Source organism: Mycobacterium sp. ITM-2016-00316 (genome assembly GCF_002968335.2).
Taxonomy (GTDB): Bacteria; Actinomycetota; Actinomycetes; order Mycobacteriales; family Mycobacteriaceae; genus Mycobacterium.
Map to the genome: position 1 here is coordinate 449,598 of NZ_CP134398.1, position 14,284 is coordinate 463,881.

16 protein-coding genes are annotated in these 14,284 nt (G+C 69.1%); 10 read left to right on the plus strand and 6 right to left on the minus strand.

Annotated features, from left to right (window positions below; translation table 11 throughout):
• From C6A86_RS02040 to eccE, 7 genes are all read left to right on the plus strand, one after another.
• Window positions 1-1,554: a PPE family protein gene (locus tag C6A86_RS02040; RefSeq protein ID WP_105362394.1), complete on the plus strand. Its 1,554-nt coding sequence runs from the start codon at window positions 1-3 to the stop codon at window positions 1,552-1,554.
• Window positions 1,555-1,615: 61 nt separating this feature from the next.
• Window positions 1,616-1,909, plus strand: a complete 294-nt coding sequence (locus tag C6A86_RS02045) for a type VII secretion protein EsxS (protein WP_105362393.1) — start codon at window positions 1,616-1,618, stop codon at window positions 1,907-1,909.
• A 27-nt stretch (window positions 1,910-1,936) separates the two neighbouring features.
• Entirely contained in the window at window positions 1,937-2,224 is a 288-nt protein-coding gene (locus C6A86_RS02050) for a WXG100 family type VII secretion target (protein ID WP_057170423.1), read from the plus strand.
• On the plus strand, window positions 2,225-3,085 hold the full coding sequence (locus tag C6A86_RS02055) for an ESX secretion-associated protein EspG (protein ID WP_105362392.1): 861 nt from the start codon (window positions 2,225-2,227) through the stop codon (window positions 3,083-3,085).
• A complete protein-coding gene (gene eccD / locus C6A86_RS02060) occupies window positions 3,067-4,476 on the plus strand; it encodes a type VII secretion integral membrane protein EccD (protein ID WP_311101006.1) in 1,410 nt (469 codons plus the stop codon). Before C6A86_RS02055 ends, eccD begins: the two co-directional genes overlap by 19 nt.
• A gap of 8 nt (window positions 4,477-4,484) precedes the next feature.
• Entirely contained in the window at window positions 4,485-5,861 is a 1,377-nt protein-coding gene (gene mycP, locus C6A86_RS02065) for a type VII secretion-associated serine protease mycosin (protein ID WP_105361520.1), read from the plus strand.
• Window positions 5,858-6,757 (plus strand): type VII secretion protein EccE, encoded by a 900-nt coding sequence (gene eccE / locus C6A86_RS02070; RefSeq protein WP_105361517.1) that lies wholly within the window; start codon window positions 5,858-5,860, stop codon window positions 6,755-6,757. Before mycP ends, eccE begins: the two co-directional genes overlap by 4 nt.
• Here eccE and C6A86_RS02075 read toward each other — a convergent pair.
• Window positions 6,747-7,943, minus strand: coding sequence for a S9 family peptidase (locus C6A86_RS02075; protein ID WP_105361518.1), 1,197 nt, complete (start codon window positions 7,941-7,943; stop codon window positions 6,747-6,749). The genes eccE and C6A86_RS02075 overlap by 11 nt on opposite strands.
• Before the next feature lie 59 nt (window positions 7,944-8,002).
• A complete protein-coding gene (locus tag C6A86_RS02080; RefSeq protein WP_105361519.1) occupies window positions 8,003-8,890 on the minus strand; it encodes an amidohydrolase family protein in 888 nt (295 codons plus the stop codon).
• A gap of 19 nt (window positions 8,891-8,909) precedes the next feature.
• Between C6A86_RS02080 and C6A86_RS02085 the strand changes: the two genes are divergently transcribed.
• Window positions 8,910-9,674: a trans-aconitate 2-methyltransferase gene (locus C6A86_RS02085; protein WP_311101007.1), complete on the plus strand. Its 765-nt coding sequence runs from the start codon at window positions 8,910-8,912 to the stop codon at window positions 9,672-9,674.
• Window positions 9,675-9,678: 4 nt separating this feature from the next.
• On the opposite strand, the gene C6A86_RS02090 is transcribed toward C6A86_RS02085, so the two are convergent.
• Window positions 9,679-10,395, minus strand: coding sequence for a CoA pyrophosphatase (locus C6A86_RS02090; RefSeq protein ID WP_105362029.1), 717 nt, complete (start codon window positions 10,393-10,395; stop codon window positions 9,679-9,681).
• Window positions 10,392-10,874 carry a hypothetical protein gene (locus tag C6A86_RS02095; RefSeq protein WP_105362028.1) on the minus strand — a complete coding sequence of 161 codons (483 nt, stop codon included), beginning with the start codon at window positions 10,872-10,874 and terminating at the stop codon, window positions 10,392-10,394. The genes C6A86_RS02090 and C6A86_RS02095 overlap by 4 nt, the downstream gene beginning before the upstream one ends.
• Window positions 10,875-10,957: 83 nt before the next feature.
• Between C6A86_RS02095 and C6A86_RS02100 the strand changes: the two genes are divergently transcribed.
• Window positions 10,958-11,647: a phosphatase PAP2 family protein gene (locus tag C6A86_RS02100; RefSeq protein WP_233212889.1), complete on the plus strand. Its 690-nt coding sequence runs from the start codon at window positions 10,958-10,960 to the stop codon at window positions 11,645-11,647.
• Here C6A86_RS02100 and C6A86_RS02105 read toward each other — a convergent pair.
• Complete coding sequence (locus C6A86_RS02105) at window positions 11,601-13,043, minus strand: bifunctional phosphatase PAP2/diacylglycerol kinase family protein (RefSeq protein WP_105362027.1); 1,443 nt, start codon at window positions 13,041-13,043, stop codon at window positions 11,601-11,603. The genes C6A86_RS02100 and C6A86_RS02105 overlap by 47 nt on opposite strands.
• Window positions 13,044-13,120: 77 nt before the next feature.
• Between C6A86_RS02105 and C6A86_RS02110 the strand changes: the two genes are divergently transcribed.
• Entirely contained in the window at window positions 13,121-13,771 is a 651-nt protein-coding gene (locus C6A86_RS02110) for a L,D-transpeptidase (protein WP_199196073.1), read from the plus strand.
• Here the strand turns inward: C6A86_RS02110 and C6A86_RS02115 are convergent, their stop codons facing one another.
• Window positions 13,772-14,251 carry a nuclear transport factor 2 family protein gene (locus tag C6A86_RS02115; protein ID WP_105362026.1) on the minus strand — a complete coding sequence of 160 codons (480 nt, stop codon included), beginning with the start codon at window positions 14,249-14,251 and terminating at the stop codon, window positions 13,772-13,774.
• Window positions 14,252-14,284 lie beyond the last annotated feature (33 nt).

Below are 14,284 nucleotides of genomic sequence, written 5' to 3' on the forward strand. Positions count from 1 at the left end.
ATGACCGCTCCTGTCTGGATGGCACTGCCACCCGAGGTTCATTCGGCGCTGCTCAGCAGCGGTCCGGGACCCGGGTCGCTGCTGGCCGCCGCGGGAGCCTGGCAGTCGCTGAGCACCGAGTATGCCTCCGCGGCAGCCGAACTGGTCGCCACCCTGGGAGGTGTGGCCGCCGGCGCCTGGGAGGGCCCGAGCTCCGAGCAGTACGTCGCCGCCCATCAGCCCTACCTGCTCTGGCTGGCGCAGGCCAGCGCCAAGAGCGCGGTCGCCGCGGCCCAGCACGAGACGGCGGCAGCCGCGTACACCACCGCCCTGGTCACCATGCCGACACTCGCCGAGCTCGCCGCCAACCATGCCCTGCACGGTGCGCTGCTGGCGACGAACTTCTTCGGTATCAACACAATCCCGATTGCGGTCACCGAAGCCGACTACATCCGGATGTGGATCCAGGCCGCCACCACGATGAGCACGTATCAGGCGGTGTCCGCGGCCACCGTCGCCGCGACGCCGGTGCTGGAGCCCGCGCCCATGCTGCTGACCCCGGGCGTCGGTGAGGCGGGCAGCGCCGGTGCGGCGTCCACACAGCTGCTTGCGCAGGCGCAGGCCGTCAACTCCGCTGCTGCGCTCAATGATTCGAACTTCATCGTGCAGTTTCTGGAGCAGTACATCAAGTCGCTGCCCGGTGGTGACCTCATCCTGGAGTTCTTCCAGAACCCACTCGGCATCCTGCGCCAGATGCTGATCGACTTCGCGACGAATCCCTCGGCGGCACTGGTCACCTGGGGTCCGATGCTGTTCGCGCTCGCCTATCAGGCCATCCTGCAGCCGGTCGGTTGGGGCACCTGGATCGGTGTGTTCCTCTCGCCGTTGCTGATCCCGATCCTCGGCGGTATCGCGTTGGCGATGCTCGGCCTGCTGACACTGTTGCCGAAGTTCGACGACCTGCCGCCTTTGGATCTCGGTGAGGCTCCGGCCGCCCAACGCCCCGACGCCACGCTGCCGCTGGCCAGTGTTGCCCCGGCGGGTACCCCGACCGCGGCGGCGCCCGCGGCAGGCACCCCCGCATCGGCACCCGCGACCGCACCGGCCGCCGCACCTGCGGCCGCCGCGCCGGCGATGGCCTACGCCGTCTACGGCGGGCACCCGGGCGGCGGTTTCAGCCCGACCGTGCGTGACAGCACGTCCGCCAAGGCACCCGCGTCGGGATCGTCGGCGGCCGTCGCCTCGGCTGCGGCACTGTCGGCGGCCGAGCGCCGGAAACGCCGTCGCAAGAAGGGCGGCGAGATCAAGGACCGCGCCTATGCCGACGAATACATGGACTACGACCAGGATCCGGCACCGCGCGAACCACGCCCGGAGCCTCGGGTGACGGCCTCCGAGAAGAGTGCCGGACCGATCGGCTTCACCGGGACCCTCACCAGGGACGGCACCGACGGCGCCGCCGGAATGACGGAGCTGACCGGGGATTCGTTCGGCAACGGGCCGACCAACCCCATGTTGCCCGGCTCCTGGAGTCCCGATGATCCTTCGGCGCCGGGAGGGGGACAGCACAACTGAGCACACCCCGGACACCCCAGATTCCAACGATTACCCGCAGATTCACCCGAAAGGAAATGCCATGAGCATGCTCGACGCGCACATCCCCCAGCTGGTCGCCTCCGAGTCGGCGTTCGGCGCCAAGGCCGCGCTGATGCGCAGCACCATCGCCCAGGCCGAGCAGGCCGCCCAGGCCTCACAGGCCTTCCACATGGGCGAGTCCTCGGCCGCGTTCCAGGCCGCGCACGCCCGCTTCATCGAGGTCTCGGCCCGGGTGAACGCCCTGCTCGATATCGCCCAGGCCAACCTGGCCGATGCCGCGGGCACCTACGTCGCGCAGGACGCGGCGGCCGCCAGCACCTACACCTCCATCTGATAACGCAAGCCGACCAGGAGAATCCACATGTCGCAGATCATGTACAACTACCCGGCCATGCTCGCGCTGTCGGCCGAGATGAACGGTTTCGCAGGCGCGCTGAACGCCGTCGGTGCGGATATCGCCGCCGAGCAGGCCGCGCTGTCGGGCGCCTGGCAGGGCGACACCGGTATGACCTACCAGGCCTGGCAGGCCCAGTGGAACGCCAGCATGACCGAGCTGGTGCGTGCGTACCAGGCGATGGCGAGCACCCATGAGACCAACACCATGTCGATGAACGCCCGGGACCGGGCAGAGGGCGCCAAATGGGGATAGATGGCTGCTAATGCGGTCGAGCTGACCGTCGAGCAGGCGTGGTTCATTGCAGAAGAGTTGGGCTGCGGCTCGTTCCCGTGGGTGCTGGCGATCACGCCGCCCTACAGCGAGCCGGCGGCCGCCGGGCAGTTCGCGGCCGACCGTGCCGCCGAGCTGACCGGGTTGGGAGTGATGTCCGGCAGCGGCGTCATCAACCCGGCTGTCGCCCAGTGGATTCAGCGGACCTGCCGGGCGCGGCAGTGGCTCGAGTTGAGAATCGTGGGGACCCGCGGCGATATGCTGCGTGGTCTGGTCGCGCGACACGACGAGACCTCGGTGGTCGTGCTGCGCAGCGGCGGGCTGGTGACCTTCACCGCGATGGAACTGCTACACCCGAACGACCTGGTGCCGGTGCTCGTGGCCGGCCTGGCCGGGCGGCGCGCGGCGTCCTTCGACGATTTCACCGTACCCGTCCGCGCCGGGGCCCGTGCCGACGAGAAGCTGCGCGACGGGGCAGATCTGACCGAAGTGCTTGAATATCTGGCCATTCCGGCCTCGGCGCGGCCGGTGGTGGAGGCGGTGTTCACCGGCAGACGGAGCTACGTGGAGATCGTCGCGGGCGAACACCGCGACGGTCACCGGGTGAGCACCGAGGTCGGCGTCAGCGTCGTCGACTCCGAGGCCGGCCGCATCCTGGTGAGCCCCTCGAAAGCCTTCGACGGCGAATGGGTGTCCACGTTCGCACCCGGAACCGCGGCGGCCATCGCCGCCGCGGTCGACAGACTTATCGCAACACTGCCGCACGGATCGTGGTTTCCCGGCGCGCTTCAGAACCGAGATTTCGACCAGAGAACGGAAGACCGATGCCCGACAACACTGTGATGCCGATCGTGCGGGTGGCCGTGCTGGCCGCCGGGGACGGCGCCGACGGCGCCGGGCGGCTCACCGAGATGGCGCTGCCCGCCGAACTGCCGCTGCGCGAGATCATCCCGGCTGTGCAGCGCACCGTGCTGCCGACCGCAGACGCTCCCGAGGGCGCACCGGCGCGGCTGAGCCTCGCCCCGATCGGCGGCGCACCGTTCAGCCTGGACGCGACATTGGATACCGTCGGCGTCGTCGACGGTGATCTGCTTGCGCTGCAGGCCATCCCGAACGGCCCGGCCGCCCCGCGCATCATCGAGGACATCGCCGATGCCGCCGTCATCTTCTCCGCCGCACGCGAACGGCCTTGGGGCCCGGCGCAGATCCAGCGCGCCGCCGCCGTCGCCGTGCTGGCCATGATCCTGCTGGGCACCGCGCTCGCGACGGCCGCCCGGGTCGTCACCGGGCACTCGGCCGGACTGTTCGCCGTGGCCGGTATCGCCGCGGTGACCGTGATCGCCTCGTTCGCCACCCGAGCCCGGTTCCCGGGCCTGGGCACTGCGCTGGCGGTCACCGCCCTGGCCCCGGTCGCCGCGGCCTTCGCACTCGCCGTCCCCGGCGATTTCGGTGCCGCGCAGGTGCTCTTGGCCGCCGCCGGTGTGGCCGCGTGGTCGGTGATCAGCATCGTCGTCTTCGAACGCGCCATCGCCACCTTCACCGCGTCGACGGTGCTCGGACTCGGCGTGCTGCTGTTCGCCGCACTGGCCACCATCTGGGACATGACCGATATCCGCACCGGATCCGGTCTCATCGTCTTCGCCCTGCTGGTGACCGTGCAGGCCGCACGGCTGTCGGCGCTGTGGGCGCGGTTGCCCGTCCCGACCATTCCGGCCCCGGGCGATCCGACCCCGTCGGCGCAGCCGCTGCGGGTCCTCGAAGATCTGCCGCGCCGCATCCGCGTCACTGACGCGCACCAGACCGGATTCCTCGCCGCCGGTGTCCTGCTGTCGGTGGCCGGCTCGCTGATCCTCGTCGGCTCCGCGGGTGCCTCCCCGTGGGCCTGGGTGCTGGTGATCGCCGCTGCGCTGGGCACCACTCTGCGCGCCCGGGTGTGGGATTCGACCGCGTGCAAGGCGTGGCTGTTGAGCCAGTCCTTCCTGCTGCCCGCCGCGCTGCTGGTGACGTTCGCCCTCACCGAGCGTTACGCGGCGGCCTGGTGGGCGCTGGCGGCCCTGGTGGCTGTGACCGTCGTCTGGATCGTGGCCGCGCTGAACCCGCGGATCGCCTCCCCGGACACCTACTCGCTGCCCGCGCGCCGGCTGTTCGGCTTCGCCAGTTCCGCGGTCGACGCCTCGGTGATCCCGGTGGCCGCCTATCTGGTCGGCCTCTTCGAGTGGGTGCTGAACAGGTGACAGCACAGCTGCTGCGCCGGGGAACCGCCACGCTGGCAGCGGTTCTGGCGGTCGCAGCCGTGGGCTGCCCGGCCGCGGGCGCGATCACCCCGCCCGAGGTGGACGCCGACACCGCGCCCCCGTCCGGTGCCGCCGGACCTGTGCAGACCATGACGCAGCGCGGGGCCTGCACGGTCACCGGGGTCATCCCGGGCACCGATCCCGGTGCCGTCAGCCCGAACCAGCTGACGCTGGACCTCACGGAGGCCTGGCGGCACAGTCGCGGTGACGGCCAGACCGTCGCCGTGATCGACACGGGTGTGCAACCGGGGCCGCGGCTGCCCAACGTCGAGCCCGGCGGCGATTTCGTTGCCGGCACCGACGGACTGACCGACTGCGACGGACATGGGACCATGGTCGCCGGACTCATCGCCGGTCAGCCTGGTGCGGACGGCTTCTCCGGTGTCGCGCCGGGAGCGCAGCTGCTGGCCATCCGGCAGACCTCGGAGAAGTTCTCGCCGAATCAGCCGGGCCAGGACCCGGTGATCGTGGAGGCCAGCAACGATATCGCCACGCTGGCGCGGGCCGTGGTACGCGCCGCCGATCTCGGGGCCCGCATCATCAACATCTCGTCGGTGGCGTGCGTCCCGGCGAATACCTCGATCGATCAGAGCGCGCTCGGTGCCGCACTGCGCTATGCCGCCGTCGAGAAGGACGTGGTGATCATTGCCGCGGCCGGCAACACCGGTGGCGGTATCGCCGGCGGAACTGCTTGTGCGGCCAACCCGTTGACCGATCCGGCCCGGCCCGATGATCCGCGCAACTGGGCCGGGGTCACCTCGGTGTCGACGCCGTCGTGGTGGCAGCCCTACGTGCTGTCGGTCGGGGCACTGAACCCGGGCGGCCAGCCCGCGCCGTTCAGCATGTCCGGGCCGTGGCTCGGCCTGGCAGCGCCCGGGGAGAACATCACCTCGGTGAGCAACAACCCCGACGGCGGACCGGCCAACGGACAGCCCAACGAGAAGGGTGAGCTGGCGCCGGTCAGCGGCACCAGCTATGCGGCGGCCTATGTGTCCGGCGTTGCGGCCCTGGTGCGCAGTCGTTTTCCCGAACTGAGCGCCGAACAGGTGGTACGCAGGCTCACCAGCACCGCGCGCGGCGCGGACCGCTCACCGTCCTCGCTGGTGGGCGCGGGCACCATCGACCCGGTCGCCGCGCTGACCTGGGATGTGCCCGGGCCGGGCAGCCCGGCCGAGCCCACCAGACCCGTTGCGGCGCCGCCGGAACCGGCACAAGAGGACTCCACACCACGGACCGTCGCGTACATCGGCACCGGGGTGCTTGCATTGGCCGCCATCGTGACCGCCGCGATCGCCGTACACCGACGGAAGGACAAAGCCGCATGACGGCCCGACTCGCCCTGGCGCTGCTGTTCATCGTGCCCGCCGCGCTGGCATACCCGTACGAGACGCTGACCCAGCGCTGGATTCTCGGTGTCGCGGTCACCGTGGTGATCCTGCTGTTCGCTTGGTGGCGTGGAGATTTCGCGACCACCAAGCTGGCGCGGCGGTGGTCCATCTGGCGTGGTAACCATTCCGAGGGTGGTAGCGGCGACGATGCAGGCACCGCCACGGTGCTGCTACGTCTCGACGAACCGGCATCCGACGAGCTTCCGGTGGCGCTGATCGCCGGCTACACCGATCGGTACGGGTTGCGCTGTGACAAGGTGCGGATCACCAGCCGCGACCGGGCCGGGGAGCGTCGGACCTGGATCACCCTCACCCTCGATGCCGCGCAGAATCTGTCCGCGCTGCAGGCCCGTTCGGCGCGGATCCCGCTGCAGGACACCGCCGACGTGGTCGGCCGGCGACTGGCCGACCACCTCCGTGAGAACGGCTGGACGGTTTCGGTCCTGGAGGTCGCCCCGCGTCCGGTCTCCGGCGAGGCCAAGGAGACCTGGCGTACCATCACCGACGGCACCGGATTCCTGACCGCCTACCGGATGCCGACGGCCTCGTTGCCGGAGGCGCTGGCCGCGGTCTGGGCGCATCCTTCTGAGGAGATCTGGACCGCAGTGGAATTCGGTCCCGGCACGGTGGCCGCGGTCTGCGCGGTGCGCACCGCCGAGCGACCGGGATCTGGCGCGCCGATTCCCGGGCTGGGCACCCTCGGCGGCCGCCAGCGCGCGGTGCTCGACGCGCTGAACCCGCTGTCGGCACGGCGCATCGGCGACCATCAGCCCGCCGGCCCCGCGCTGGCCGAGGAACTCCGCTGGCCGATGGGCGCGGGCGTCAGAACATGAACGGCCGCAGGAAGCGCGTCATCCGCCGCAGATAGTCCGGCTGGCTGACGTGCAGCACATGGTTGCCCGGGAACCAGTGGAACGCGCACCGATCCCAATGCCGCCACAGGATCTCGGCCTGCTGCGGCGGCGCCAGCTTGTCACCGAGCCCGGCGATGATCAGCCGACGGTCCTTGGGCACCAGCGCCGGGTAGTTCAGCGGTGAGTGGAACAGTGTCGCCGCGTCGGACTTGGCCTTGTCGACGCCGGTCAGCCGATTCCCCAGCCGCACCAGCATATTGGCCGGGAACCAGTCGTCGAACGCCGCTTCCGGCGTCACCACCGGCACGTTCGGGATGACGGCCTGGATCCGGTCGTCGACCCCGGCGATCAGCGCGGCGGTGTAGCCGCCCAGCGACATCCCGGTCAGCGCGATGCGATCCACCCCGGTGGACTCAAGATAGTCGACCACCGAACGGAAGTCGTGCACCGCCTGGGCCATCGCCTCGGCGAACCCGGTCATCCCATCGGCGAAGTAGCCGTACCCGCTGTACGGCGAGTTCGCCTCGGCACGCCTGCCGTGGAACGGCAGGGTGTAGAGCAGCACGTCGTAGCCGGACTTGAAGAACCACGGCAGCGAGAAGAACAACCCGTTGAATAGGTACGCCGACCCCATGAAACCGTGGATCAGGCACAGCGTCGGACGCGGACCGTCCCCGTGCACCCAGTGCTGGGCGTGCACGACGTTGTTGCGGGCGTAGGCGCCGCGTTGTGCGCGCAGCGCGGGATTGACGGCCTGGAAGCTGCTGGCGAACTCGATGTTGTACACCGATCCGTGCGCGATCCAGGACGCCACCGCGTTGGCGGGCCGTGTCGAGACCCGTGGCGGGGCGGTCGGTGCGGGGAACGACAGCAACGGATCATGCTGAGCGGCAACGTCGATGTAGAAATCGAGTGCGGCGTCCGCATCGTGCACCCGGTTCGGGCGCAGTGCGGCACCGGCGAGCCGCGGCAGCATCGCCGCGCCGACGATACTGGCGACGGCGGTGCGCAGGCCCAGATCGGCGACGGCCGAGGCGTCCACCACCATCCGCTGTGCCACCGTGAGATCGCGGCGTCGCGGCAGGCCCCGCGCGGTGGCGTCGGCGCCGGGAACGTCGGGAACCGGGATCGGGGGATCGACGGGTGCAGAATCGGTTTCGGTCACGCGGTAACCCTTCTCACTACGGCCCGCCGATGGTAGCCCGGCTGATCGACACGTGTCAGTCAGTCAGCTATCTGTAAACCGAACAGTGTGGCCGCATTACGGTGGAACACCCCGCGCAGCCAGTCGTCGTCGACTCCCGGCAGCTCGGTGAGCACCGTCATCGCGTGGGTGTAGCGGTACGGGATGTTCGGGAAATCGCTGCCGAACAGGATGCGGTCGCCCAGCCCACGCAGCCTCGGGTAGGCGCCGGCCGGGAACGGCATGGTCTCCTCGGCGAAGTCGGTGAAGGCCATCGTGGTGTCCAGATGGACGCCGGCGTGGCGCTCGCAGATGTCCAGGAAAGGTTCGTACTCCGGCATGCCCATGTGCGCGACGATCAGCCGGAGCCGCGGATGGCGGGCCAGCACGGCCTCGATCGGGCCGGGACCGGTGAACGTGCCGGGTGCGGGGCCCGAGCCGCAGTGGATGACGACCGGTGTGCCGGTGTCGGCGAGCAGGCCCCACACGTCGTCGAGCAGGGGGTCGGTCGGGTCATAGGCGCCGACCTGGATATGGGCCTTGAAGACCCGTGCACCTGACTCGACGGCCTCGGCGACATAGCGGGCGGCGCCGGGTTCGGGATAGAAGGTCGCCGTCGACAGACAATCCGGGGTCGCAGCGGCGAACTGCGCCGCCCACTGGTTGAGCCAGACCGCCATCTGCGGTTTGTGTGGATACACCAGCGACGTGAACGCCTGCACACCGAACGCCCGCAGGGTGCGCAGCCGATCGTTTTCGTCGGCGCGATAGGTGATCGGCCATTCCCGACCCACCAGTGGCCCGGCGCTGTCGAAATACAGCCAGACCTTGTCCATCACGTTCTTCGGCATGAAGTGGGTGTGTACGTCGATGATCCCGGATAACCCCAGGGACTCCCAGATGCGCCGAACCGTTGTTGCCTCATCCATCACCGTCGATGATGACAGTATGTGGAATCCCGACACCTACCTGGCCTTCGCCGACCACCGGGGCCGCCCGTTCTTCGATCTGGTGAACCGGGTGGCGGCCAGGCAGCCCCGCCGGGTGGCCGATCTGGGCTGCGGACCCGGCAACCTGACCGAGACGCTGAGCGGGCGTTGGCCCGGCGCCGTGGTGCAGGGCTGGGATTCCTCTCCGGAGATGGTCGCCGCGGCCACCGGGCGCGGTCTGGATGTGCGCCTCGGTGGGATCGCCGAGTGGTCACCGGAGCCCGATACCGACGTCGTCATCTCCAACGCGGCGCTGCAGTGGGTGCCCGAACACCGTGAGCTGGTGGTGCGCTGGGCCGGGCAATTGGCGCCCGGCTCATGGATCGCGTTCCAGGTGCCGGGAAACTTCGACGCGCCCTCGCACGTCGCGGTGCGCGCGGTGGCCCGCCGTGAACCGTTCGCTCAAGCGCTGCGCGAGATGCCGTGGCGGGACGCCGATGTGGTCGGCACTCCTTCGGAGTACGCCGGATTGTTGACCGATGCCGGCTGCGCCGTGGATGCCTGGGAAACCACCTATGTGCACGAGTTGCAGGGCGAGACGCCGGTTCTGGACTGGATCACCGGCACCGCACTGACCCAGGTGAAGGAACGGCTGACCGAGCAGGCCTGGCAGCAGTACCGGCAGGCGATCATCCCGGAACTTGCGCAGGCCTACCCGGTGCGTGCCGACGGGCGCACCTTCTTCCCGTTTCGGCGCATCTTCGTGGTCGCCCGGGTTCGGTGACACGTCACTTCCAGGCGAACACCGGCTGCTCGAGTTCGTCGACGGGCTCGCCGTTGCCCTCCAGCCCGAGCCAGCGCAACTGCAGCAACACCGCGCCCGTCGGCGCGTGGATGAGGTCATTTCCCAACGGGATCTGCACCACCGGCCGCGGGCTCTCCGGGATGGTGATGAAGCGCGGGGAATCCTCGCGCTGCAACTGGTGCAGCCCGACCCGATAGACGGCGACCACCTCATCGGGGGATGGCTGCAGGTCCAGGCGGCCGCCGCCCCACAGCACCACCGGTGTGATGACGTAGCCGGAGCGGGTGGGGTAGTCGTCGAGCAGGCCCAGCACCGAGCTGCCCGGCAGATCGATGCCGACCTCTTCGTGCAGTTCGCGCAGCGCGGCATCGACGGAGGACTCGCCGGGATCGAGACGCCCGCCCGGCAGCGCCCACTGTGCGGCGTGCGAGTTCAGCCGGGATGCCCTGCGGCACAACAGGAAAGCTGCGCCACCGGAGACGTCGACCATCCGGCCGTCCAGGGCGTCGGGCATGGGCCGCCCGGCGATCCAGTCCTCGACCGGCGCCGGATCCACCCGGTCCTCGCCGAGGTGGGAGTCCACCAGTGTCACCGCGACGGCGGCGCGCCGCTTGGTGGTGTCGGTGAACGTGCGGCGGTCATGTCCGGTGAGGTTGGCCCGGATCCTTTCCCGCAGGCGTTCGTCGTAGCTGATGGTCACGGGTGGTACGGCACCCCGACGGCGCGGAAGATGAACTCCGGCGGCACGTCGTAGGCCAGCGACCGGCGCGGCAGGCGGGCCAGCACATCGTCGCTCAACGGGTCTTTGTAGTGCAGGGAAAGCTGGCCCGAGCACCGCGGGTCGACCTGGGCGACATCGAGGTTGATGACCAGGCCGGCCGAGGAGATGTCGGCGATCACCGGACCCGATTGCGGTGCGTCCCATCGCAGGTCGATGGCGCGTCCGGCGAGCTTGGGCACGGTGGACAGCGTGCCGAGAACACGCTGGGAGGTGAACACCAGCGATCCGGAGAAGCTGGTGACGCTGCCGACGGAGCGCTTTCCGGGCACCTTGCCGGTGAAGCGCCTGGTGACCGGCACGTACTCGGCGAAGTGGATGACACCCTCGGCCTCGACGGCCGCGCGCAGCTCGCTGGGTAGTTTGCCGATGCGCAGCAGTTTGCGCAGGAACACCGCCATGTTCCGCACGATACCGGCAACCGTGCGGGCCGGTGGGACACCTATGCTCGGCCGCAGGCCGTTCACCGTCGTAGGGAGCACCGTTGCCATCCAGAATTTCGCTGCGTCACCCGGCCCTGCTGGCCAGTGCCATAACGGCCGCCGCGGTATTCCTGTTCGCCCTGGTCGGGGTGCTCGCGCGGTGGCAGTGGATGGAGAACGCCGACTGGGCGGTGCTGGATCCGCTGTACCGCTTCGGTGTCGCGCATCCGGGGTGGGTGACCGCGTGGGACGTGCTGTGCACGGTGTTCCACCCGACGGTCTTCCGGCTCGTCGCCCTGATCTGGATCGTGTACCTGCTGATGGGACGTCGCCCGGACAGATACCAGGTGGTGCTGTACCTGGCGTCGACGGTCGAGTTCTCTGCGCTGGTCGTGATGTTCACGAAAGCCGTTGTGTCACGGGAACGCCCGGCCACCGCGCTGGTGGCCGAGCATTCCTTGGCCTTTCCGTCAGGCCACGCCCTCGGCACTGCGGTGGCGGTGACGGCGATGCTGTTCGCCGCGTCACCGTGGCTGCGCGGCCGATGGCGCACCGTATCCATCGTGATCGGTGTGGCGATCGTCCTCGCGGTCGGCGCCGGACGGGTGGTGCTCAATGTGCATCACCCCTCCGATGTCCTGGCCGGCTGGGCGCTGGGCTACCTGTGGGCGCTGGTGTGCCTGCCGGTACTCACCAACCGGCGGCTCAGGGCAGCGGACGAAACACCGGCAGCGACCGATACCGGTTCTTGAAAGTCGCTTCCTGGCAGACGATTTCCACCTCGCCGTCGTGGGCGATCGGGGTGGGCCCGTCCACCGCGGTGAAGCTGAACTCGGGTACCCGCAGTTCGTGGTAGAGCGGACTGTGCACGAGTCTGCCCGTCGCCAGCGCGGTGAGGATACGCACCGTGGCGAATTTGCGGCCCGTCTCCAGGATCCGGACGTCGATCAGGCCGTCATCCATCCGGACCCGGCGCGACGGGGCGAAACCCGATGGCGAGTACAGCGAATTACCCAGGAAGAACAGCGATGTCTGCACGGTCTTGTTGTCGTACCGGATGCGTACCGTGGCATCGCTGCTCAGGGTGCGGTACAGCGCGTAAGCGCCGGCCAGGGGTTTGCCCATCTTGTGTTCGAGCTTTTCCCGGATGCGGACGAACTTCGGGTAGGCGCCGATGCTCGCGGTGTTGACCACGGTGTCGGTGTCGTTGAACTGGATGGTGTCGGCGTAGGCGGCAGATCCGCTGCGCAGCGCCTCCACGGTGGCGGCCACGGTGTCGCAGCCGATGTCCTTGGCGAAGTGGTTGAACGTGCCGCCGGGGAACACCGCCAGCGGAACCCCGGCCTCCAGCGCGATACCGGCCGCGCAGGACACGGTGCCGTCACCGCCGCCGACGGCCAGCACCTCGGCCCGATCGGCGGCCTCCCGCAGTTTCTCTTCGATGTCCTCGTCATCGCCGACCTCGATGATCTCGACCCGGGGCAGTGCCTCGCGGACCTCGTCGATGATGCGGCCGCCGGTGCCGCTGCCGGAGTTCGGATTGACCACGAGGATCACGCCCTCGCCCTCGGGTCGGGGCTTGGTGTCGTGGCGGTGCGGTTCGCCGGAGGTGATCGGGGGATCGACGATGGTGGGTACGACGCCGGCCCCGGCCAGCGCGATGGCCGCGCCGATTCCGAATCCGGCCAGCACATCGCCGGGATAGTGCGCGCCGGTGGCGACCCGGGACAGGCCGACCAGTCCGGCCAGCGCACCGAGGCCGACACCCAGGGTGCGGTTCTCCAGGCCGACGCCGACGGCGAAGGCGGCCGCGCTGGCCGAATGCCCCGACGGCAGCGAATTGGACGTCGGCATCCGCCGCGACCGCCGCACGAAGGGCACCGTCGCGAAGTCCGGCCGGTCCCTCTTCCAGATGCGCTTGGCGCCCTGGTTGGTCACCAGGCTGGTCACCGACAGCGTGAGCAGCCCGCGCGCCGCGCCGCGCCGCATCGACGGGCTGCCCGCCGCGAGCAGCCCGGCACCGATCGCGAACCACAGCTTGGAGTGGTCGGCGGCCGCGGTGAGGCGCGGCATCACGGTGTCGAGCACCTTGCTGTCGGATTCTGCAACGGCCAGGAAAACCCGCCGGTCGACCGTTCCAAGTCCCATGGCTACAAAGTACGCACAAAGCACCGTGTCCAAACCTTGACTTGACCTGGGCCACCTGTGGTGCCGACGATGGGCGGATGCGCCGACTACTCGCGGTGTTGAGCGCGCTCTGGCTGACGTTCGCGTCGGCACCGGTCGCCGATGCCGCCGAGACACCCTGGTTCGTCAACTCCGTCGGCAACGCCACTCAGGTCATTTCCGTTGTGGGCGTGGGTCCCACGACAGCGAAGATCGATGTGTGGGAGCGCACCGCCGCGGGCTGGAACCCGATCGGGGTGGGCATACCCGCGCACATTGGTTCCAGCGGTATGGCCCAGGAGATCCGCGAGGGTTCGATGAAGACGCCGATGGGGGTGTTCACCCTGGACTTCGCGTTCGGCACCGAGACCAACCCCGGTGGTGGTCTGCCCTACGTGCAGGTCGGGCCCGACCACTGGTGGGACGGCGATGTGAACAGCCCGACCTACAACACCATGCAGGTGTGTGAGAAGGCGCAGTGTCCGTTCTCCACGGAGGGCAGCGGCACCGAGAATCTGCAGATCCCGCAGTACGCGCACGCGGTGGTGATGGGGGTGAACAAGGCCCGGGTACCCGGTGCCGGCAGTGCGTTCTTCCTGCACAGCACCGACGGCGGCGCGACCGCGGGATGCGTCGCCATCGATGACGCCGCGCTGGTGAAGATCATCCGGTGGCTGCGCCCCGGTGCCCTGATCGCCGTGTCCAAGTAGTCAGATATTGACGGCGCGACCGGCTTTCACCTTGAAGCCGAGGGTTTCGGTGGACAGCGAGGCATCGTAGGTCCGGTCGTAGCCGGTCTTGCTGATCTTCCAGCCATTGGGGGTGCGCCGGTAGGTGTCGTGATAGAAGCCGGCACCGAGGAGCATGAAGTGGAACTCGGGGGCGATCACCTTGTCCTGCAGGTACCAGATCCCGGTGGCCTCGTCACCGTCGATCGTGATCTCCGGATGTGTCACCTTGTGCTCGGTGATGATGCCGGCCGGCATCGAGGTGCGCATGAACTCGACGAGGGTCGCGCGATCGGTGAAGTGATGCTCCTCGCCGAGGGACTCGCCGTAGTCGCCGATGACGTCCTCGGTGAGGGTGTCGGCGAAATCGTCCCAGTGCTTGGTGTCCAGCGCGCGCATGTAGCGGTACTTGACCTGTTTGATTGCTTCGATATCAGCGAGGTTGTCAACCATGCCCGACATCAGAACACAGGGTCGCCGCCGGTGTCTTAGGGT

Coding starts and splice junctions, on each gene's coding strand:
- C6A86_RS02040 (WP_105362394.1), top strand. CDS start 1: ATGACCGCTCCTGTCTGGATGGCACTGCCACCCGAGGTTCATTCGGCG.
- C6A86_RS02045 (WP_105362393.1), top strand. CDS start 1,616: ATGAGCATGCTCGACGCGCACATCCCCCAGCTGGTCGCCTCCGAGTCG.
- C6A86_RS02050 (WP_057170423.1), top strand. CDS start 1,937: ATGTCGCAGATCATGTACAACTACCCGGCCATGCTCGCGCTGTCGGCC.
- C6A86_RS02055 (WP_105362392.1), top strand. CDS start 2,225: ATGGCTGCTAATGCGGTCGAGCTGACCGTCGAGCAGGCGTGGTTCATT.
- eccD (WP_311101006.1), top strand. CDS start 3,067: ATGCCCGACAACACTGTGATGCCGATCGTGCGGGTGGCCGTGCTGGCC.
- eccE (WP_105361517.1), top strand. CDS start 5,858: ATGACGGCCCGACTCGCCCTGGCGCTGCTGTTCATCGTGCCCGCCGCG.
- C6A86_RS02080 (WP_105361519.1), bottom strand. CDS start 8,890: ATGGATGAGGCAACAACGGTTCGGCGCATCTGGGAGTCCCTGGGGTTA.
- C6A86_RS02085 (WP_311101007.1), top strand. CDS start 8,910: ATGTGGAATCCCGACACCTACCTGGCCTTCGCCGACCACCGGGGCCGC.
- C6A86_RS02095 (WP_105362028.1), bottom strand. CDS start 10,874: ATGGCGGTGTTCCTGCGCAAACTGCTGCGCATCGGCAAACTACCCAGC.
- C6A86_RS02105 (WP_105362027.1), bottom strand. CDS start 13,043: ATGGGACTTGGAACGGTCGACCGGCGGGTTTTCCTGGCCGTTGCAGAA.
- C6A86_RS02110 (WP_199196073.1), top strand. CDS start 13,121: ATGCGCCGACTACTCGCGGTGTTGAGCGCGCTCTGGCTGACGTTCGCG.
- C6A86_RS02115 (WP_105362026.1), bottom strand. CDS start 14,251: ATGTCGGGCATGGTTGACAACCTCGCTGATATCGAAGCAATCAAACAG.